Source organism: Pseudomonas sp. 13B_2.1_Bac1 (genome assembly GCF_025466155.1).
In the GTDB taxonomy this organism is placed as follows: domain Bacteria; phylum Pseudomonadota; class Gammaproteobacteria; order Pseudomonadales; family Pseudomonadaceae; genus Aquipseudomonas; species Aquipseudomonas aylmerensis.
Genome location: NZ_JANLOH010000115.1, coordinates 132,439 through 152,037, shown reverse-complemented (window position 1 = coordinate 152,037; position 19,599 = coordinate 132,439). Strand labels below are relative to the sequence as shown.

Genomic DNA, 19,599 nt, shown 5'->3' with positions numbered 1-19,599 from the left:
GTTGGCCAGCGTGGAGGGGGCGGTGATGTTTGAATTACGCGTGCTTGATGGACAGCGACAGGGTGCTGCCTTGCCGCTGTTTGGGGAGCAGTGGAGCATCGGCGCCCATCTGGACGCTGACCTGGTACTCAATGATCCCGAGGTGGTCGAGCAGCATGCGCGACTGCGGCTTATCGATGCCCAGTGGTCGGTGCAGGCCGAGGCCGGGCTGTTGCAGAGCGCCGAAGGACAGGTACTGGCACAGATTGCGAGCCTGGTACCGGGTGTCCCGTTTTCGGTCGGAGGCGTGCGCTTGTGTGTCACCTTGGCCGATCAGCCCTGGCCGCAGGCTGCAGCCCCCGTGCAAGCGCCACCGCCGCCCGCCAGTGAACCCGTGCCGGCGCTGAAGTTGTCGTCCATATCCCATTCGCAGCAAAAGCGCTTGATCAGCCTGGTGCTGGTCGTGGCGGTGATTATCGCGGTGGTGAGCATGCTCCCCACCGGGGAGCACGATGCACAGGCGTCCTTGATGCCGCCGGTGGCTCAGAAACACGAATTGGCATCGCCGTTTGAAGTGCGCCAGCAGCTGCTGAAGATGCTCAGCGAGCGTGAGTTGGGCCAGCGAGTCAGCTTGCAAGTGATCAATGGCCAGGTCGCGCTCAGTGGGGATGTCTCCCAGGACGATGTGGAACTGGTGGCGCGCATGCTCGCCCGTTTTGGTGAGCAGTTCGACAGCGCGGTGCCGGTGATCAGCCGTGTGCGGGCACGTGACTCGGCGCTGCCGTTCAGGATTGTGCAGATCGTCGGAGGGCCGAATGGCCATGTGGTCCTGGACGAGGGCAGCCGGCTGTTTGTCGGTGATGAAGTGGAAGGGTTGCGACTGGTGCTGATCGACAACAGCAAGGTGGTCTTCGATGGTGTGCAGCGTTACGAGGTGCGCTGGTGAGTACGGAATTGCAAGCGCGGCTCGACGTTTGGCAGCAGCGCCAGGCGCAGTCACTGAGCAACTTTGCACCGGTGACGGTGCGCGGGCGAATCCAGCGCGTCAACGGCATGCTGCTGCAGTGCCGGCTCCCCCAGGCGCGTATCGGTGACTTGTGCCAGGTGGAGAAAAACCCGGGGGAATTCATGCTGGCCGAGATCATTGGCTTCGATAACCAGGACGCGGTACTCAGCGCCTTGGGCAACCTTGAAGGCGTGAAGGTGGGCGCCAGCGTGGAGCGCCTGGGGGTATCGCATCGGGTGCAGGTCAGCGATGCCCTGCTGGGGCAGGTGCTGGATGGGTTCGGTCGGCCGATTGCAGGGGAGGGCCCCAGTGCGTTTGTCGAGTCTGACCTGCCGGACACCAGTGCCGTGTTGTGTGAAGCGCCATTGCCCACCGAGCGGCCGAGGATCCACCGCGCGCTGGCGACCGGGGTGCGTTCGATCGATGGCTTGCTGACGCTTGGCGAAGGTCAGCGTGTAGGCCTGTTCGCCGGTGCGGGGTGCGGCAAGACCACCTTGCTGGCTGAAATCGCCCGTAACGTGGAGTGCGATGTCATCGTATTCGGCCTGATCGGCGAGCGGGGCCGCGAGCTGCGTGAGTTTCTCGACCACGAACTGGATGATCAACTGCGCGCCAAAGCAGTGCTGGTGTGTGCCACGTCCGATCGCTCCAGCATGGAGCGCGCCCGTGCAGCCTTCACGGCCACCGCGTTGGCCGAAGGGTTCCGGCGCAAGGGGCAGCGGGTTTTGCTGCTGATTGACTCGCTGACCCGTTTTGCCAGGGCCCAGCGCGAAATCGGCCTGGCTGCCGGCGAACCCTTGGGGCGCGGCGGTTTGCCACCCTCGGTGTACAGCCTGCTGCCACGGCTGGTGGAGCGCGCGGGTCTGACGCGTGACGGCGTGATCACGGCGATCTATACGGTGCTGATCGAGCAGGACTCCATGAACGATCCGGTGGCCGATGAAGTGCGCTCGCTGCTCGACGGCCATATCGTGCTGTCACGCAAATTGGCCGAGCGCGGGCATTACCCGGCAGTGGATGTGCTGGCGAGCCTTTCGCGGATTTTAAGCAACGTGGCAACTCCTGAAGACATCCAGGCCGGTACCGGATTGCGCCGTTTGTTGTCGGCTTATCAACAGATCGAACTGATGCTCAAGCTGGGTGAGTACCAACCCGGCAGTGATGCCCTGACCGACCTGGCGGTGGACAGCCGCCAGGCGGTCGATGGCTTCCTGCGCCAGGATCTGCGCGAGCCCACGCCGATGATGGTGACGCTGGAGCAACTCAAGGAGCTGACCACCCATGTCCCATTCTGATGTGTTGCAAGCTGACGTCGAGACGTTGCGGCGCCTGCGCCGGCATCGCGCCGATCGGGCCGAGCGGGCACTGCGCGAAGCCAAGCGCGCCCAGCAGGCCCTGCTTGCGCATATCCAACAGGCCCAGGATGCGCTTGAGCACACGCGACTGGAGGAGGCCCGGCAAAGTGCCGAGTTGCTCAGTCGGCATCAAGGCCAAGTGATGACGCTCAAGGCCCTGAAATCCTGGGGCGCGCAGGAGCGTTCGTTATCGGCCAGTACCCGGCGAGAAATGGGCCAGTTGGAGGCGTTGCGGGGCCAGCAGGATGACAAGCAAAGCCGTGTCGGCACAGCACAGAAACAGGTCACCGAATGCCTGCGGCAAGTGGAGAAACTTCAGGAGTTATCTCTTTTACTGGCTCAGGAGCCGATATGAACCAGGTTTCAAATAAACCCAGCGAGCGGCCACGTCCACGTGACGCGCGTGAGGAACGTGAGCCACGGGCCACCGGTGCAGTGGAGTGGGAGCAGGGTCGACTGTTCGCTCAGTTGTTTACCGATAACGATGAAGGCAGCGGGTCGGGAGCGTCCCTGGCGGGAGTCAAGACGCCGGCCAGTGTCGCCATGATCGAGGCCCTCGCCGAACAACTGGCACCGCGCATACAGGCCGGGGCCCAGTGGCCGTTGCAGGCTGTGTTGTACCTGCCCCGGCTGGGGCGGATCAAGGCCAGCGTGCACCGTGAGCAGAGTGCCTGGACCATCGAGCTTGAAGCGGAGCACGACGCCACGGCCCGCTGGCTCAGTGGTGTGCGACAACAGTGTGAGGAGCGGTTTTCGGGCGCGCTGGGGCGGCCGGTCAATCTGCTTGTGCCTGACGCCGGGTGCACATGCTAGTGCCGCTGCTGACCTTACCTGTGATCAAGAGCGATACCGTTGCCGCACGCCATCGACTGGGGCGCGGCTTGTGCCTGGCGTTCCAGGTTGCCGGCCAGGACGGTGAACTGCGGCTGGAGCCGGGGCGCGCGTCCGCAGGGGCCAAGGCGGTGTGCTTTGAAACCGTGTGTGGCGTGCTGGCCCTTGCGGAAGCGGGGCCGCTGCTCAGCTTGCTGGGGGAATGCCCAGTGACATTGGCGCCCTCCGGCAATGATCCGGATTCGTGGTTCTGGGCACTGTTCCAGCATCACCTGAGCCCGCAGGTGAGCGCCTTATTGGGCTACATGCGATTGCTGGAGACCGATCGTCCCAAGGGCTTTGGTTGCCGACTCAGCGTAACCCTGGGGGCCGCACGGGTCGCGAGCTATATGTGGCTGGCCCCCGAGAGCTTCCTGGCGTTATGCGAGGCGGGACCGTGGTGCGCCACTGCCGCACCCATGCCGGCACCGTTCCAACTGGCACTCGCGGTGACCCTTGGGCGTTTGCAATTGCCGATAGCTCAGGCACGCAGCCTGCGTACCGGTGATGTGCTGCTGCTGGAGCAGAGTTTTTTTCAAGCCCAGGGCAACGGCTACATACAGGTTGGAAAACAAAGGCTGCATGGGTGCATCGATGATGCTTGCGGGCCCTTGTGTCTGACCCTTACTTCTATTGAGGACACGTCCGTGGACGAAGAGTTTGCAGCGCCCCATTACTCGGGGTATGAGGAAGACGAGCCGGTGGTGGATGTCTTCGGCCATGAGCCATTCGATGAGCTGAGCATGGCGCTGAATGTGCGCTGCGGGACGTTGAACCTGACGCTGGGCGAGCTGCGAAACCTGGGCCCCGGCTCGGTACTGGGCATCAGCGGCTACGCGCCTGGCACGGCCGGTCTTTACTACGGTGATCGGCCTATTGGCCAGGGGCAGTTGGTGGAAGTCGACGGGCGCCTGGGGTTGCAGTTATCCCGTGTGTTGTTCGGCCGATGATACTCCAGGGGCTCGATCCCCTCGTTCTCGCGCTATTTCTTGGTGCGTTGTCGTTGATGCCCATGCTGCTGGTCATCTGCACATCGTTCTTGAAGATTGTGATCGTGCTGATGATTACCCGAAACGCCATCGGTGTGCAGCAGGTGCCGCCGAGCATGGCCATCAATGGCATCGCATTGGCAGCGACGCTATTTATCATGGCGCCGGTTGGGTACGAAATCGCCGAAAGCGTCAAGGCGTCGCCGTTGGACATGAGCAATGTGCAAACGGTACTGCAGACCGGTGGCGAGGCCATCAAGCCATTGCGCGCCTTCATGCTGCGCAACGTGGACCCGGACGTGCTGACGCATCTGTTGGAAAACACCGCACGCCTGTGGCCGCCACAAATGGCCCAGGAGGTGGAGCGCGAGGACCTGATCCTGCTGGTCCCGGCGTTCGTATTGTCGCAACTGCAGGCGGGGTTCGAGATCGGTTTCCTGATCTATATCCCCTTCATCGTCATCGACCTGATTGTGTCCAACCTGCTGCTGGCGCTGGGCATGCAAATGGTCTCGCCGATGACCATTTCCCTGCCGCTCAAATTGCTCTTGTTCGTGCTGGTGTCCGGTTGGTCACGGTTGCTCGACAGTCTGTTCCTTTCCTATCTCTGAGTGGCTTATGGAACCTATCGTGCTGTTCAAGCAGGGCATGTTGCTGGTGGTGGTGCTGTCCGCGCCACCGTTGATCGTGGCGGTGGTGGTGGGGGTGATGACTTCCCTGGTGCAGGCGCTCATGCAGATACAGGACCAGACACTGCCCTTTGGCGTCAAGCTGGTAGCGGTGGGCATCACGTTGATCATGACGGGGCGCTGGATCGGTGTGGAGTTGATCCAGTTGATCAACCTGACCTTCGACATGATCGGCCGTTCGGCCCTGAACTGAGGGGGCGCCTGTGCTGCTCTATCTCGAGTTCCTGCCCAGCCTGGTGATCGGCATGGCGCGTATCTATCCCTGCGGCATTCTGGTAACGGCGTTTTGTTTTCAACATATACGCGGCATGCCCCGGCACACCCTGGTGATGGTCATGGCACTGATGCCCGCACCGGGTATCCATGCGGCGTTGGAGGGCCAGGATTACTCGGCGCTGATGCTCGGCGCCCTGGTGCTCAAGGAACTGGCGCTGGGGGTGTTGTTGGGGGTGCTGCTGGCGATGCCGTTCTGGATGTTCGAGGCGGTGGGGGCGTTGCTGGATAACCAGCGCGGCGCCTTGGCCGGTGGCCAACTCAACCCTTCACTGGGCCCGGATGCAACGCCGATCGGGCACTTGTTCAAGCAGCTGGCGATTTTCCTGCTGATGGTCAGCCTGGGGTTGGGCGCCTTGACCCAGGTGATCTGGGACAGCTACCTGATCTGGCCGCCCACCGTATGGTTTCCGCTCCCCGCGCCGAATGGCATGAGTGTGTTCGTCAGCCTGCTTGGCGATACCTTCACGCACATGATGTTGTACGCCGCGCCCTTCATCGCGGTGCTGCTGTTGCTGGAGTTCGGTATTGCGCTGCTGGGGGTTTACAGCCAGCAATTGCAGGTGAGTACGCTGGCGCCGCCGGTTAAGAGCCTGGCCGGTATTGGCATTGTGCTGTTGTACTTTGCGCTGCTGCAGGACCTGATTGTCGGGCGCATGCTCCAGTTGGGCGACCTTAAACATTCACTCGGGCTGTTATTCAAGGCCGCGGTGCCATGAGTGATTCAGGCGAAAAGAAGCACCCGGCTTCAGCCAAGAAGCTGCGCGACCAACGCAAAAAAGGCCAGGTCGCGCAAAGTCAGGACGTCCCCAAGTTACTGGCGCTCACGGCCATCAGTGAGATCGCCTTGTTCACCGCCGAGACCAGCCTGCAACGCTTCCAGCAAATGATGGTGTTGCCGATGTCGCGCTTCAACCAGCCGTTCGCACGAGCGCTGGAAGAAGTGCTGGTTGATGGGCTGGTCATGTTTTTCTCGTTCTCCCTGTTGATGGTTGGCGTGGTGATCACCACGAAGCTGATCAGCAGCTGGATGCAGTTCGGGTTGTTGTTCGCCCCGGAAACCCTGAAGCTCGATTTCAATCGGCTCAACCCGGTCAGCCAGGTCAAGCAGATGTTCTCAGCCCAGTCGGTGATGAATCTGCTGATGAGCATCACCAAGGCATTTCTTATCGGCCTGATTGTGTACCTGGTGGTCTGGCCTTCATTAGGGGTGTTGATCAACCTGGCGAACAGCGATCTGCAAAGTTACCTGCTGGCGCTGATAGCCCTGTTTCGTCACTTGCTGCACGCCTGTCTCGGACTGTTACTGGTGCTGGCGCTCATCGACCTGAGTTTGCAGAAGCACTTCTTTGCCAAGCGCATGCGCATGACCCAGGTCGAAGTCGTCAAGGAGTACAAGGACATGGAAGGCGATCCCCATGTGAAAGGCCAGCGCCGCGCGTTGGCGCACCAACTGGCCCAGGAGGAACCGAAGGTCAAGCTGCCCAAGCTGGAGGAGGCCGATATGCTGGTGGTCAACCCGACGCACTTTGCTGTCGCCCTGTACTACCGGCCCGGTAAGACGCCGCTGCCGTTGCTGATCAGCAAAGGCACCGACGCCGAGGCCCGCACGTTGATCGTACGAGCCAAGGCCGCCGACGTGCCGGTGATCCAGTGTGTGTGGCTGGCTCGCATGCTCTATACGAAACAGCTGGGCGCAAGCATTCCTCGTGAAACCCTGCAGGCCGTGGCGCTGATCTATCGCACCTTGCGCGAACTGGACGATGAAGCCAAGCGCGAGACCCTGGAATTGCCGGAGCTTGAGCGCCGCTGATCAGCGATTGGAAGGTGTATCCAGGGCGCTCAGGTTGGCCAACGACAACATCCGGCTGAGGACCTTGTCGAGCGTACCAGGCACTGCAGGCAGTGCGTGCCAGATCACCAGGGCGTGCTGGGCGTCGAGGTAGATGAAACAGCCATCGTACAGCGCCGCATGCTCAAAGCGCCGCTCCAGTACCCATTGCAATTGCCCTGGTTGCAACACTTCGCGAGCGACATGCAACGCCAGCCCCGGCAGCTGACCGGCTTGCTGTTTGCAGACCTTGATTCCAGGCGCGAGTGACAGGTGAGCGGCAGTGCCGCTCACCAGATTCTGCAGAAACACCTGGCGTTGTGCGTCGGGCATTTCCTGGAGGTTCATCGCTCGAGCGAGATCGTTTGATAGTCCGCCCGTTCCCCGGCAGGACCAGGCTCGACGCGCATTTGCGCCGGCCACCAGATCACCATTTTGTCCTGACTCGATTGCGGGCGAGAGCACGAGTCGCCCTTGCAGGTGGGTGTGCAGCCGGCGACGAGCAGCGCAGTGCCGATCAGGGTGACGCAGAGTAAGCGGTGTTTCATGGCGTAGCCTTTTGAGCGGGAGTGATCATGGAGGGGCGGGGCACACTGAGGTGTTCATCCTTTACGACGGGGCGCATCGCGATAAATACCTCGGCCTCTTCACCAGGCTTGAGCCAGGCGCGCGGCCAGACGCTGACGGCCAGGGTCTGCGAGTTGCTGCATTCCTTTTCGTCGATACGCACATTGCGCTTGAACTGATTGCGCAACACCACGACGGCCACGTTGTACTCAGGGCCTGCAAACCACTGGCTGCGCTCGGTGTTCAGCGCGAGCAAATCCCGTGTGCTGCATAAGGTGTTCAGCCCCAACGGCATCGGTGCAGCCTTGAAGGCTTTGGGGACTTCGCCACTGACCAGGTGCGCCAGGGTGCTGATGATGTCGCTGCGCTTGATCACCGGCTGGTGAGGTGCATAACGCCTGGCCAGCGGTGTGAGCGCGGCCTGCAAATCAACCTGGTCGGCCTGGGGCAAGTAGCGCGAGGGGTCGGCCTGGTCGCCGATGACCCTCGGGGTCAGGATGAACAGGCGTTCACGCCGATTGTTCTGTCGTTCGGTCGAGGAAAACAGCGCCTTGCCCAGCAGCGGGATATCCCCCAGCAGCGGCACTTTGTTGTGCTTGTCAGTGCTTTCAGTCACGTGGAACCCGCCGACCACCAGCGAACGCTTTTCCGCCATCACCGCCTGCGTGCTGACTTTGCCGCGACGGACATCCAGGTTGCCGGGGAGGGGGTTGGTCTCGTCGAAATTGCCGTCTTCGATATCCACCACCAAGTGGATCTGATGGCCGCCACGGCTGGTGATGACGCGGGGTACGACCTGGAAGCTGGTGCCCACGGTGACCGGCAAAATGGTGGCGTTCTCTCTGCCGGGCGTCAGGTATTGCGTGCGGTTGAAGTCGATGACCGCCGGCTGGTTTTCCAGGGTGAGCACCGAGGGGTTGGAGACCATGGTGGCGAGCCCCTTGGCTTCCAATGCGCGTATGTCGGCATAGAAGCGATCGCGATTTTCAATCGTCAGTTGCGACGAGGTGCCCGGCGACACGTTGGCACCACCGCGGAAGCGGCTGTTCTGGAAACCCCAGTTCACCCCGAACTCACGCAACTGTGTGCGCTCGATATCGAGAATGATCGCGTCGATTTCCACAAGCTTGCGCGCCACATCGAGTTGAGTGATCAGCTCGCGGTACATGGCCTGGCGCTCCGGCAGGTCATAGATCAGCACGGCGTTATTGCGTATATCGGCCTCGACGCGAATCCGGCTGTTGGAGGTCGGTGCGCGTGAGGTGAGCGTGGGACCGAGGTCCATTTGCGCTGAATTGGCGTTGGCCCCGAGCATCTGGCCCAGCAACGGATTACCCAAGCGGGGAGTGTTGGGTGTGAGCGGCGCGGGTGGTGACGTGGGGCGTTGGCTCATCCCCGCAAGCGTCGAGGCGGGCCGCGGTTCCAGCAGCCCGCGCAAAATGCTGGCAACGCCCGGGACAGCAAGCTTCTCGCCGCGATAATCGACATGACGGTCCGCCGCATTCGCGAACTTCAGTGGGTAACTCAGCACGCTCTGTTTCTCATCCGGAGAGCGGCGTTGACTGCTGAACTGCTTGATCTGCTCAATGTAGCGCCGCGGACCGGAGACGAGCACCACGCCATCTTCGGGCAACTCACCCCAGCCGAATCGACTGTCGAGCAAGCCAATATCGGTCAGTGCCTGCTTGAGGTCGGCAATGGTTTCGGAGGAGACCTCCAGGCGCGCGGATTCCTGCTGGTCGAGGGTGCTGATATAGAGGGTGTTGTTGTAGAGGTACCACTGGAAACGGTGCTCTACACCGAGACGGTCGAGCATCGACTGCGGGGTATTGGCGCGTATCTTGCCGTTGACGTTGCCCTCCAGCAGGCCTTCGACTTGCAGTTGCGTGCCGAAGGTCTGGGCGAAGTCTTCGAGTACATCGCGCAGGGGTTTGTGTTCGGCCTCGTAGGCGTAGGCGGTGTTTTTCCATTCAGCGGGAATGGCTGCCAATGTATTGTGCGCCGGAGCCATTATGCAGGCGAAAAGGACCAGGCATTGCCAGTTGGCGCGTCTGGATGAAGTGACAGGCGGATCAATATGCAAGCAGCTGTGCTTGGAGATCTTATTATGCATAGGTCTTTCCTGATTAATGCCGCAACGCACGTAGTGAGGTCGGTTTGAGCTGATGGGCTGGCTTATTCAGGCGTGCGTAGATGGCGCGCCAGGTATCACGTTGGTTGAGCAGAGATTCGACGCAACTGAACACGCGTCGCTCTTCAGGTGCACACTGGAGGCGTTGGATAATCCAGAGAGCGCCACTGTCGGGTGCTCGCGCAAGGGCTCCCTGAAAGTGAATCAGGCTCGCAGCACCGAGCCGCACCCAGCTTTGCAGTTCGGTGGTGTTGGGTGGAGTTGAAGTCAGTCTGACGCAAACCAGCACACCAATACCCTGAAGGCTAACGACAATTTCATCGTCTCCTTCAAATAAGGTGATTTGTTCTTCGCCGCTCTTCAGCCAGTGGGTGATAAGGTCTTTCAAATCACTGAAAGCTTTCGATGGTTGTTTTGAACATTTCGTGAGTAACGCGGCCTTGCTCTAGATAGGCAAAGTTGGCGAAGTCTTGTTGAATCATGAGTGCATAGAACTGCTCGATGTCTCCCGGGTCTTCACCGGCTCGCGCGACTTTCTGGTTGGCGGTGGTGCTGTTTCTCGCAAGTTGAAGTGATAAGTCGCTGAAAAAACGCATGATGAATCCTCGATTTTTTTGTGTTGTGGTTTGTATGAGTCGGTCGGTTCCATGCACGCGAAACTATTTGATATGTGGAGAACCAGTGCGGCGGCGTTTTAAGTTCTATTGACGCTGCTTGAAAAACAGGTCGAGCATCGAGTGCCAGTTGATAAGAAAGTCTCCCTCATCTGTTCTTAATGTCAGGGTTTGAGGGGGCACAGTGGCGTCTGGCTGCAGCGTCCAGAGTGTCATTCCGTGAGAAACAAGGTTTTGCTTTACCTGCTCCAAATCGTTTGGGCTGCAGAGCAGCGTTGCACTGATCTGCGGTATTTGACTCGTCAGCAACTGCTTAATGAGAGCCCGCAGGCGCTGGGGCTCGACAGCTTCGTCAAAAATGCACTTGAGGGCCTGGTTAATGACCAGCGTCGCGTGATGCTCAAGATGTGCCAGCATTTCCTCACGCTCATATTCCCAGCGCTTGAATTGCTTATCGGCGCGTTGCCAGATTTCGACCGAGGCTTGTTTCTGCATCGCCTCACATTTCTCAGCCGCTTTTCTTATCAGATCATCAGCCTTCGCTTGCGCATGCACCAGCAGCTGATTGGCGTTTTCGGCATCTGCGAGTACTTCTCGGGGAACCAAGGGGTTTGGAAAACTGGCAGCGTTCTTGCGCAACTCAATTTTGTACAGTTGAAGCATTATCGGTCTCCTGGCATATACGCGTCAGGAAGCGTGTCGTGTTCATTCCTTGATGTGACACGCCAGACCACGGCTTGCCAGAGCGTGATCAATCGGCTGCACGCGTTTGCGAATACCGGAGATCTTTCTTCGACTGCGAGCACTCGCTCAAACGGAAAGCGTAATCGAAGCCGCTGCCAGACAGTGGGCGTTACCCAATTGCACAGCAATTGCAAAGGATCATCTTCGGGTAGAAGCATGGCCGGTGGTAGGGCTTTGGAAAGACTCATGCACCATAGGTCGTGGCCTTCGCTCAAGGAGGGTGCAGCGTTGGGAACGACGGTAAGGTGAATCAATTTGAGCGCGAGGTTGAGTTGTTCCGTTGATGCAAGTGCCAGCCGTAGTACAGCAAACTGAGGCTGGAGAGGCAGGCAGGGAGCAGCGCCTGCAAATTCGCTCTTTATCAAGGTCTCGCAGCCATGGGTCAAAGCAATCTCTGGGTAAAAAGATCGCCAGCTTTCGTGGGCGGTTCTCCAGGGAAATGCCCACCATTGAGCCCAAGCCAGATGTTCACTCATTGATAGGGAATGGCTAATGACCATGCGCAGGACCTGCCGTTACGTCAGATGCCGGCGTTACCTGATTCAGCCGCTGTCGCCGGTTTAATAGAAACACTGAGCCCGCCGCCGTGAAAATCAAACCGCCCAGCACAATCACAAAGCTGGTCCACCAAAAGCTACGGTCATCTGACGGGATCAGGAAAGGTCCTAAGTAAACCAGTCGTTTTTGCTCTTGATAGGCCGCAGCAGGTACAAATATGACGGTAAGTTTTTGTGGGTTGTCCACGGCTGTGGTCATCCCCGGGATACTGCTCGCGACCATTCGGCGAACACGAACTCGGATATTATCGGGATCGAGGCGAGGATCGTGTTTGATGAAAACCGCCGCGGATGCAGGCTGCACCGGTTCTCCAGGTGCAATGCGTTCGGGAAGCACCACATGCACTCGGGCAACGATGACACCGTCAATGTTCGACAGGGTGGCTTCAAGTTCCTGGGATAAGGCGTAGATGTAGCGGGCGCGCTCTTCCAGCGGTGTAGAAATAACGCCCTCTTTTCGAAACGTATCGCCTAGTGTGGCGCGAGCGATTCTGGGCAGGCCTACAGCCTCCAGAGTACGAACCGCTCGGCCTATGTCGCTTGTATCCACACTTACCGTTACACCATCCTTGGCAGGAATTTTTTTAGCTCGAATATGTTTGTCTGCCAATTCTGCAATGACTTCATTTGCCTCTTGCTCGGAGAGCTGTCGGTGCAGTTCGACACGGTCACCGCAACCACTCAACAGAAATAGGAAAGTGAGAGACAGTAGGGTGGACGGCGAGAGGCGTCTGTTTGCTACTGCAGGTTGCATATTTTGTCGATGCACTGGGTCGTCTTGCCGAGGGATTTTACGAGGAAATGCGACATGAGCATTGCGTTGGAAAGATCATTTGGGTATTTACGCAGCGCCTCCCTGTCGATGTTTTTGCTGAGTCTGCTCAAGTCTCTCGTCATATTTTTTTTTGTTATATCGAGCGCCGCAGATGCGTTCGCTAGCACATTCACCGTTTCAATTTGTGCTGCCATATGCTTTGACGAAACAGGACGCTCGAGTTGTGAAGCAAAGAAGTCAGCATCACTACTGGAGGTTGAACGATCAGATGATAGAGCGGCGCTTTTAAGGTCGAAGCGCGCGATTGAGCTATTGTCTTCTACAAGCATTGGTAATCCTTACAGGTGAGCAATGGTGCTGTTACGCAGGCTTGAAACATCCGCTCCTTTTAATAAAACAGGCACCTCCTTGGCGGGTGAGCCGAGGAGGTGCTTTTTGCATTACCGCCTTTTCTCAGCAGCTGCCTTAACGTTGGAATCTTGCGTGGCGTCGTTACTCATCCTCAAGCCTTCAGCTTGTATTCGCTTCGACCGCGCCTGTTCTGATTCAAGAGCCGGATTCCCGGCGGTATCGCCGCCGAAATTGCCGGAGGTATAGGGATTGTAGGCAGGGTAATTGCCAATGTTAGCCATGGAACTTCTCCGCTTCGCTGGTTGGAAAATAGTGTGTCACTCAGTGTTCATGTTTTTTACATCGAGCTACAACATGATCATCTGGCGCTAACTGTGTGGCATCCGGTAATTAAGTAGTTCCAATAAGTACCGAGAGCCGAATGTTTCCATATGTTGCCAGATGCGCAATAGTCCCAAGTATTCGCTCAGTCAATTTCCAACTGTTTCATCCGGTAATAAAGTGTACGTTTGGCAATCCTCAAGTCAGTCGCTGCCAGATCCACATTGCCATTGTTCTGACGCAATGATTCTTCAATCAGAGATTTCTCAATGCGTTGTAAACGTTCCTTGAGGCCTGCTTCAGTGACCTCATGATCCTTACCCCTCACTGAAAGTGGAGGAAGTCCCAATACCAGGCGTTTAGCTGTGGAGCTCAGTTCACGAACGTTTCCAGGCCAGGGATGGCATAGCAGCTGTTGCAGTAAGGAACTTGGCGGCTGCGGAGAAGGGCATTTAAAAGACTCCGCTTCTTGTCGGACCATGGTCAAAAAAAGCGGGATTATACGATCTTTGCACTCTCGCAAAGACGGGAGTTGGATGTTGACCACGCTCAAACGGAAATACAAGTCCCGCCGGAAAGCCCCTCGTTCAACCATTTCATATAGCGACTGCTGGGCTGATGCGATGACGCGCATGTTTACTGGGATAAATCGTGTTGACCCCAGGCGCTCGACACCCCGCGACTCCAAGGCCCGAAGTAGCTTGGTTTGTAAAGACAGTGGCATGCTGTCGATTTCATCCAGGTACAAGGTGCCCAAATGTGCAGCTTCGATAAAGCCCGCCCTGGACTGCACGGCACCGGTGTAGGCCCCGCTGTTGACACCGAACAGTTGGCTTTCCGCGAGCGTCTCTGGAATGGCAGCACAGTTCACCGCGACGAAGTTTCCTCGCCGGCCTGATAAACGATGAATTCGCCGCGCCAGGGTATCTTTGCCAGTGCCGGTTTCTCCCAGTAATAGAATGTCAACATTGAGCGGAGCAATACTGATCAACATTTTTTCAATATCATGGCCTTCAAGCAGTGAAATATCCTCGTCATTATCAATAGGGTGGGAGGCCGACATTGAGTGATTACTCCATAATTGCTATTGCTGCGCCATCGACATGTAGGCTTGGTCCAGTAAATCGAAACTTATTAGTGTTGTCACTTGTCGTTGATGAAGTAAATTGCCAATGTTGTGTAGGAGAAATTTGTTTCTTGCCTGAGTTTGATTTGAAAGCATGAGAAATGAGTAGGGTGAGTGGGGTAATTCTGAAAGTGATTGGATTTTAGGTGGAAATATTTTTGATTTTATAATCAGTCGCCCACAAAAAAGCCGATGCAATGCATCGGCTTTTTGATGTGCGGTGTCAACCGCGTGTAGCGCTTATACGTTAAAGCGGAAGTGCATCACATCGCCATCTTTCACAATGTAATCCTTACCTTCCAAGCGCCACTTACCGGCTTCCTTGGTACCCGCCTCACCTTTGTACTGGATGAAGTCGTTGTAGGCGATCACCTCAGCGCGGATGAAACCTTTTTCGAAGTCGGTGTGGATCACACCTGCGGCTTGTGGCGCGGTGGCGCCGACCTTGACGGTCCACGCGCGGACTTCTTCCACGCCGGCGGTGAAGTAGGTCTGCAGGTTGAGCATTTCGTAGCCCGCGCGGATTACGCGATTCAGGCCAGGCTCGGTCAGGCCCAGGGCCTCGAGGAACATGTCCTTCTCTTCGCCGTCATCGAGCTCGGCGATTTCTGCTTCGATCTTGTTGCACACCGGCACCACGATCGCGCCTTCTTCGTCGGCAATGGCCTTGACCACGTCGAGCAGCGGGTTGTTCTCGAAGCCGTCTTCAGCGACGTTGGCGATGTACATCACAGGCTTGGTGGTCAGCAGGTGAAAGCCCTTGATCACGGCCTTCTCGTCAACGCCCATGGACTTCATCAGGCTGCGCGCCGGCTTGCCCAGGGTGAAGTGAGCGATCAACTGCTCCAGCAGGCCCTTCTGGACCACTGCATCCTTGTCGCCGCCCTTGGCGTTACGCGCGACTTTCTGCAGTTGCTTCTCGCAGCTGTCGAGGTCGGCGAAGATCAGTTCCAGGTCGATGATCTCGATGTCGCGTTTCGGGTCGACGCTGTTGGAGACGTGAATCACGTTCTCGTCTTCAAAGCAGCGGACCACGTGGGCGATGGCATCGGTTTCACGGATATTGGCCAAAAACTTGTTGCCCAGGCCTTCACCTTTCGACGCGCCGGCAACCAGGCCCGCGATGTCGACGAATTCCATAGTGGTCGGCAGGATGCGCTTGGGATTGACGATGGCCGCCAGTGCTTCCAGGCGCGGATCCGGCATCGGCACGATGCCGCTGTTGGGTTCGATGGTGCAGAAGGGGAAGTTCTCCGCCGCAATACCGGACTTGGTCAAGGCGTTGAACAGGGTGGATTTGCCGACGTTGGGCAGGCCGACGATGCCGCAATTGAATCCCATGGTGTTTCCCCTCGGTAAGAGTCAGGCCTTCTGGCTGTGCAGGTTTTTCATCGCACGGTTCCATTCACCGGCGAAGATATCCGGCAGCACGCCGAGGGCAAAGTCGATGCTGGCATCGAGTTTTTCCTGTTCGGCGCGTGGCGCACGACCCAGGACGAAATTTGAAACCATACTGGCGACGCCTGGGTGGCCAATGCCGAGCCGCAGGCGGTAGAAATTATTCTGATTGCCCAATTGCGCAATGATGTCGCGCAAGCCGTTGTGCCCGCCATGCCCGCCGCCAAGCTTGAGCTTGGCAACGCCGGGTGGCAGGTCCAGTTCGTCATGGGCCACCAGGATTTCTTCGGGTTTGATCCGGAAGAAACCCGCAAGCGCCGCGACAGCCTGGCCGCTGCGGTTCATGTAGGTGGTGGGAATCAGCAGACGAACATCCTGACCCTGGTGCGAGAAGCGCCCGGTCAGGCCAAAATATTTGCGATCGGCCACCAGGTTCACACCTTGGGCATGGGCGATACGCTCAACAAAAAGGGCCCCCGCGTTATGCCGGGTCTGTTCGTATTCGGCGCCTGGATTTCCCAGGCCAACGATCAGTTTAATGGCAGTCACGACAGGGGCCCTTCCTTTGGAGTTGTGGATAACATCGCTACACCTGCGTGCGGCGAAAGTGGACGACAAGAGATCATTTACTCAAGAGTAAACGCCGCGTTATCGCCCGCTTTCTCGCTACGTTTCGGTCCGCGATGTTTCCTCAAGCTCCGGCAATACAGAGTGAATTACTCTGCAGCGCCTTCTTCAGCTTCTGGTGCAACGCGTGGAGCGTGTACGTTTGCAACAGCTTTGTCATCACCGTGAGCCAGTGCAACAAACTCAACGCCTTTAGGGGCCTTGAGGTCGGACAGGTGGATGATGTCGCCGATTTCAGCGTTAGCCAGGTCGACTTCGATGAACTCAGGCAGGTCTTTCGGCAGGCAGGACACTTCGATTTCCGAAGTAACGTGCGAGATTTCGCCGCCTTTCTTGATCGGAGCAGCTTCGCCAACGAAGTGCACTGGAACGATGGCGGTCAGTTTCTGACCGGCAACAACGCGTACAAAGTCAGCGTGCAGCACGTGGCCTTTGGCCGGGTGACGTTGCAGAGCCTTGATGATCACGTTTTGCTTGGTGCCACCAACGTTCAGTTCGATAACGTGGCTGTAGGCAGCATCGTTTTCGAGCAGTTTGGCGATTTCCTTGGCCAGCATGCTGATGGATTCAGGGGCTTTGTCGCCACCGTAAACTACAGCTGGAACCAGGCTTGCGAGACGACGCAGGCGGCGGCTCGCACCTTTCCCCAGGTCGGAACGCACTTCAGCATTCAGAGTAAAATCGTTCATGTTGTATCTCCAAAATAACCACATTCGCCCCAGCGTTTGCGACCAGCGCTAAAGGCGATATGGGCAAAAAAGCCCCGCCCCAACAGTATGCTGGGGCGGGGCGCTTTTCGTCAGTGAGGTGTTCCGAAAGGTTTGACCCTTAACGGAACATCGCGCTGATCGATTCTTCGTTGCTGATACGGCGAACCGCCTCGGCAACTACCGGTGCGATATCCAGTTGACGGATACGCGAACAGGCTTGAGCTGCAGCGGACAACGGGATGGTGTTAGTCACCACCAGTTCGTCCAGCATGGAATTCTCGATGTTCTCGATCGCTCGGCCCGACAGCACAGGGTGTGTGCAGTAGGCGAAGACTTTAGCTGCACCGTGCTCTTTCAAGGCTTTGGCCGCGTGGCACAGGGTGCCGGCGGTGTCGACCATGTCATCAACCAGAATACAGGTACGCCCTTCGACATCACCGATGATATGCATCACTTCAGAGTGATTGGCTTTCTCGCGGCGTTTGTCGATGATCCCGAGATCCACGCCCAGGGATTTGGCAACAGCCCGTGCACGCACGACGCCGCCAATGTCCGGGGACACGATCATCAGGTTTTCAAAGCGCTGGTCTTCGATGTCATCCACCAGGACGGGGGAGCCGTAGATGTTATCTACCGGAATATCGAAGAACCCCTGGATTTGGTCAGCGTGCAGGTCAACCGTGAGAACACGGTCGATGCCTACCACGGTCAGCATGTCAGCTACGACTTTCGCGCTGATTGCCACACGTGCGGAACGCGGACGGCGATCCTGACGGGCATAACCAAAGTAAGGGATTACAGCTGTGATTCGAGTCGCTGAGGAGCGGCGGAAGGCATCAGCCATCACGACGAGTTCCATCAGGTTATCGTTGGTCGGAGCGCAAGTCGGCTGAATAATGAAGACGTCTTTACCGCGGACGTTTTCATTGATCTCGGCAGTAATTTCGCCGTCGGAGAACTTACCGACAGAGATGTCACCGAGAGGGATATGCAGCTGACGTACGACACGTCGAGCCAGATCGGGGTTAGCGTTCCCCGTAAAGACCATCATCTTGGACACGCGCAGTACCTAGAGGCTGAGGGTAACCTGGATGAGTATAGGAAAATGGCAGGGGCGGCTGGATTCGAACCAACGCATGGCAGGATCAAAACCTGCTGCCTTACCGCTTGGCGACGCCCCTGTATCTGTTGCAACGAGTACCCAGTACTCGGTTCCTTTTAGAGCAGACTTTGCAGCTTGCGATGCAACATCGAAATGTTGCTTCCCTTTGCTACAAACCCTGTAAGGGTCTCTGTAAGAAGGGCCGAGACTTTATCAGCTTCAGCTTTGCTTGGGAAGCCCCCAAACACACAACTTCCAGTGCCGGTTAATTTTGCTTCGGTAAATTTACCTAACAAATTCAAAGCGTTACGTACCTCTGGATAACGCCTTGCTACAACCGGTAAGCAGTCATTTCGACTGTTTCCCTTGGGAACGGGGCGCACTTTAATGGGAGGAGAGTTACGTGTCAACAGTGGATCTGAAAAAATTTCTGCTGTACTTACAGATACTTGCGGAACAAGCACGACATACCACGGCTCTTCGGGGTATTCGGGGCTGAGTTTCTCGCCCACGCCCTCGGCAAAAGCCGCGTGTCCACGCACGAAAACCGGCACGTCGGCCCCCAGCGTCAGGCCCAGCGCAGCCAGGCGATCGTGGTCCCAGCCGAGCTGCCACAAGTGGTTCAGACCCAGCAGCGTGGTCGCGGCATTCGAGCTGCCGCCACCGATCCCGCCGCCCATGGGCAGAATTTTATCGATCCAGATATCGATGCCCAGCGTGCAGCCGGATTGTTCCTGAAGTTTTTTTGCCGCCTTCACGATCAGGTTGCTGTCGTGGGGCACGCCTTCGAATTCGGTGTGCAGCTGGATCACGCCATCGTCGCGTACGGCGAAGGTCAGTTCATCGCCGTAGTCGAGAAATTGAAACAGTGTCTGCAGTTCGTGGTAGCCGTCTTCGCGACGTCCGAGAATGTGCAGCATCAGATTGAGTTTGGCCGGGGAGGGCAGGGTCAAGCGTTCGGTCACGTCATTGCCCCAACTTGCGCGGTTGCCATTCCTTGATCACCAGCGTGACGTCAAGGTCGGTGCCGTGCAGTTTGATGCGCTCGGGCAGCCAATAGCCGTTCTGCTGCACGTAGCTCAGGTATTCGACCTGCCAGCCATCCTGCTCCAGGGAAGCCAGGCGGCTGTCGCCGTTGAGGCTCAGGCGACTTTTGCTGTCGGGCGCGGGCAAGCCGCGCACCCACCATACCAGGTGGGATACCGGCAGCTTCCAGCCCATCTGCTGTTCCAGCAATTCTTCCGGTGAGGTCGCTTCATAGCGGCCCTGGTTGGCCACTTCAAGGCTGACTTGCCCAGGTCGGCCGGTCAGGCGGGCAGCGCCTCGACCCAGCGGACCGGACAGGCGAATGTCGTAGTAGTCCTGGCGTTGCAGCCAGAACAGGGTGCCGCTGCCGGAGTCTTTCGGCGCGCGAACCCCGACCTTGCCGTCGATTTGCCAGCCGTCGATGCTGCTGAGCTGGTCCTTGTGTTGTTTCCATTGCGCCGGGTTGCCCTGGCCCTCAACGGATTCTCGGCTGCCGATGCCCGCGCAACCGGCGAGCAAGGCGATGAAGCTGAAAACGATAACGTGGCGCAAGAACAT

Annotated in this window: 25 protein-coding genes and 1 tRNA gene; 9 read left to right on the top strand and 17 right to left on the bottom strand. The window is 57.9% G+C overall.

What is annotated here, in order from left to right; all coding sequences use genetic code 11:
- The first annotated feature begins 25 nt into the window (after positions 1-25).
- The 9 genes from NTD80_RS30640 to sctU are packed head-to-tail and all read left to right on the top strand — an operon-like array spanning position 26 to position 6,974.
- Positions 26-925 (top strand): FHA domain-containing protein, encoded by a 900-nt coding sequence (locus NTD80_RS30640; RefSeq protein ID WP_262135879.1) that lies wholly within the window; start codon positions 26-28, stop codon positions 923-925.
- Entirely contained in the window at positions 922-2,280 is a 1,359-nt protein-coding gene (locus NTD80_RS30635) for a FliI/YscN family ATPase (protein WP_065900462.1), read from the top strand. The genes NTD80_RS30640 and NTD80_RS30635 overlap by 4 nt, the downstream gene beginning before the upstream one ends.
- Positions 2,267-2,695, top strand: a complete 429-nt coding sequence (gene sctO / locus NTD80_RS30630; RefSeq protein ID WP_065900464.1) for a type III secretion system stalk subunit SctO — start codon at positions 2,267-2,269, stop codon at positions 2,693-2,695. The genes NTD80_RS30635 and sctO overlap by 14 nt, the downstream gene beginning before the upstream one ends.
- Complete coding sequence (locus NTD80_RS30625) at positions 2,692-3,153, top strand: type III secretion system HrpP C-terminal domain-containing protein (RefSeq protein ID WP_262135878.1); 462 nt, start codon at positions 2,692-2,694, stop codon at positions 3,151-3,153. Before sctO ends, NTD80_RS30625 begins: the two co-directional genes overlap by 4 nt.
- The gene (locus tag NTD80_RS30620) at positions 3,147-4,160 is read left to right on the top strand and encodes a FliM/FliN family flagellar motor switch protein (protein ID WP_262135877.1); all 1,014 of its coding nucleotides are present in this window, start codon (positions 3,147-3,149) and stop codon (positions 4,158-4,160) included. The genes NTD80_RS30625 and NTD80_RS30620 overlap by 7 nt, the downstream gene beginning before the upstream one ends.
- Positions 4,157-4,810 carry a type III secretion system export apparatus subunit SctR gene (gene sctR, locus NTD80_RS30615; protein WP_065900470.1) on the top strand — a complete coding sequence of 218 codons (654 nt, stop codon included), beginning with the start codon at positions 4,157-4,159 and terminating at the stop codon, positions 4,808-4,810. The genes NTD80_RS30620 and sctR overlap by 4 nt, the downstream gene beginning before the upstream one ends.
- A gap of 7 nt (positions 4,811-4,817) precedes the next feature.
- A complete protein-coding gene (sctS, locus tag NTD80_RS30610) occupies positions 4,818-5,081 on the top strand; it encodes a type III secretion system export apparatus subunit SctS (RefSeq protein WP_262135876.1) in 264 nt (87 codons plus the stop codon).
- Positions 5,082-5,091: 10 nt separating this feature from the next.
- A complete protein-coding gene (gene sctT, locus NTD80_RS30605) occupies positions 5,092-5,880 on the top strand; it encodes a type III secretion system export apparatus subunit SctT (protein WP_262135875.1) in 789 nt (262 codons plus the stop codon).
- The gene (gene sctU / locus NTD80_RS30600) at positions 5,877-6,974 is read left to right on the top strand and encodes a type III secretion system export apparatus subunit SctU (protein WP_262135874.1); all 1,098 of its coding nucleotides are present in this window, start codon (positions 5,877-5,879) and stop codon (positions 6,972-6,974) included. Before sctT ends, sctU begins: the two co-directional genes overlap by 4 nt.
- On the opposite strand, the gene NTD80_RS30595 is transcribed toward sctU, so the two are convergent.
- From NTD80_RS30595 to lolB, 17 genes are all read right to left on the bottom strand, one after another.
- Positions 6,975-7,325 (bottom strand): transcriptional regulator, encoded by a 351-nt coding sequence (locus NTD80_RS30595; RefSeq protein WP_262135873.1) that lies wholly within the window; start codon positions 7,323-7,325, stop codon positions 6,975-6,977.
- Positions 7,326-7,336: 11 nt separating this feature from the next.
- Positions 7,337-7,540, bottom strand: a complete 204-nt coding sequence (gene hrpT / locus NTD80_RS30590; protein ID WP_262135872.1) for an HrpT family type III secretion system protein — start codon at positions 7,538-7,540, stop codon at positions 7,337-7,339.
- A complete protein-coding gene (gene sctC, locus NTD80_RS30585; protein ID WP_262135871.1) occupies positions 7,537-9,672 on the bottom strand; it encodes a type III secretion system outer membrane ring subunit SctC in 2,136 nt (711 codons plus the stop codon). The genes hrpT and sctC overlap by 4 nt, the downstream gene beginning before the upstream one ends.
- 13 nt (positions 9,673-9,685) lie before the next feature.
- Positions 9,686-10,078: a type III secretion protein gene (locus NTD80_RS30580; RefSeq protein ID WP_262135870.1), complete on the bottom strand. Its 393-nt coding sequence runs from the start codon at positions 10,076-10,078 to the stop codon at positions 9,686-9,688.
- Position 10,079: 1 nt separating this feature from the next.
- Complete coding sequence (locus NTD80_RS30575; protein WP_262135869.1) at positions 10,080-10,286, bottom strand: hypothetical protein; 207 nt, start codon at positions 10,284-10,286, stop codon at positions 10,080-10,082.
- 105 nt (positions 10,287-10,391) lie between these two features.
- Positions 10,392-10,967, bottom strand: a complete 576-nt coding sequence (gene sctL, locus NTD80_RS30570) for a type III secretion system stator protein SctL (protein ID WP_262135867.1) — start codon at positions 10,965-10,967, stop codon at positions 10,392-10,394.
- A gap of 570 nt (positions 10,968-11,537) precedes the next feature.
- Positions 11,538-12,359, bottom strand: a complete 822-nt coding sequence (sctJ, locus tag NTD80_RS30565; RefSeq protein ID WP_262135866.1) for a type III secretion system inner membrane ring lipoprotein SctJ — start codon at positions 12,357-12,359, stop codon at positions 11,538-11,540.
- Positions 12,344-12,709: a type III secretion apparatus protein RspB gene (locus NTD80_RS30560; RefSeq protein WP_262135865.1), complete on the bottom strand. Its 366-nt coding sequence runs from the start codon at positions 12,707-12,709 to the stop codon at positions 12,344-12,346. Before NTD80_RS30560 ends, sctJ begins: the two co-directional genes overlap by 16 nt.
- 111 nt (positions 12,710-12,820) lie before the next feature.
- Complete coding sequence (locus NTD80_RS30555; protein ID WP_262135864.1) at positions 12,821-13,012, bottom strand: hypothetical protein; 192 nt, start codon at positions 13,010-13,012, stop codon at positions 12,821-12,823.
- Between the two features lie 185 nt (positions 13,013-13,197).
- Entirely contained in the window at positions 13,198-14,115 is a 918-nt protein-coding gene (locus NTD80_RS30550) for a sigma 54-interacting transcriptional regulator (RefSeq protein WP_150676020.1), read from the bottom strand.
- Between the two features lie 303 nt (positions 14,116-14,418).
- The gene (gene ychF / locus NTD80_RS30545) at positions 14,419-15,519 is read right to left on the bottom strand and encodes a redox-regulated ATPase YchF (protein WP_262135863.1); all 1,101 of its coding nucleotides are present in this window, start codon (positions 15,517-15,519) and stop codon (positions 14,419-14,421) included.
- A gap of 21 nt (positions 15,520-15,540) precedes the next feature.
- Entirely contained in the window at positions 15,541-16,125 is a 585-nt protein-coding gene (gene pth / locus NTD80_RS30540; RefSeq protein ID WP_010213318.1) for an aminoacyl-tRNA hydrolase, read from the bottom strand.
- A gap of 167 nt (positions 16,126-16,292) precedes the next feature.
- Positions 16,293-16,892 (bottom strand): 50S ribosomal protein L25/general stress protein Ctc, encoded by a 600-nt coding sequence (locus NTD80_RS30535; protein ID WP_065900493.1) that lies wholly within the window; start codon positions 16,890-16,892, stop codon positions 16,293-16,295.
- A 139-nt stretch (positions 16,893-17,031) separates the two neighbouring features.
- On the bottom strand, positions 17,032-17,973 hold the full coding sequence (locus NTD80_RS30530) for a ribose-phosphate pyrophosphokinase (RefSeq protein ID WP_003208392.1): 942 nt from the start codon (positions 17,971-17,973) through the stop codon (positions 17,032-17,034).
- A 46-nt stretch (positions 17,974-18,019) separates the two neighbouring features.
- Positions 18,020-18,094, bottom strand: a tRNA-Gln gene (locus NTD80_RS30525).
- A gap of 37 nt (positions 18,095-18,131) precedes the next feature.
- Positions 18,132-18,980, bottom strand: a complete 849-nt coding sequence (gene ispE, locus NTD80_RS30520; RefSeq protein ID WP_262135862.1) for a 4-(cytidine 5'-diphospho)-2-C-methyl-D-erythritol kinase — start codon at positions 18,978-18,980, stop codon at positions 18,132-18,134.
- Between the two features lies 1 nt (position 18,981).
- Positions 18,982-19,599, bottom strand: a complete 618-nt coding sequence (gene lolB / locus NTD80_RS30515) for a lipoprotein insertase outer membrane protein LolB (protein WP_065900494.1) — start codon at positions 19,597-19,599, stop codon at positions 18,982-18,984.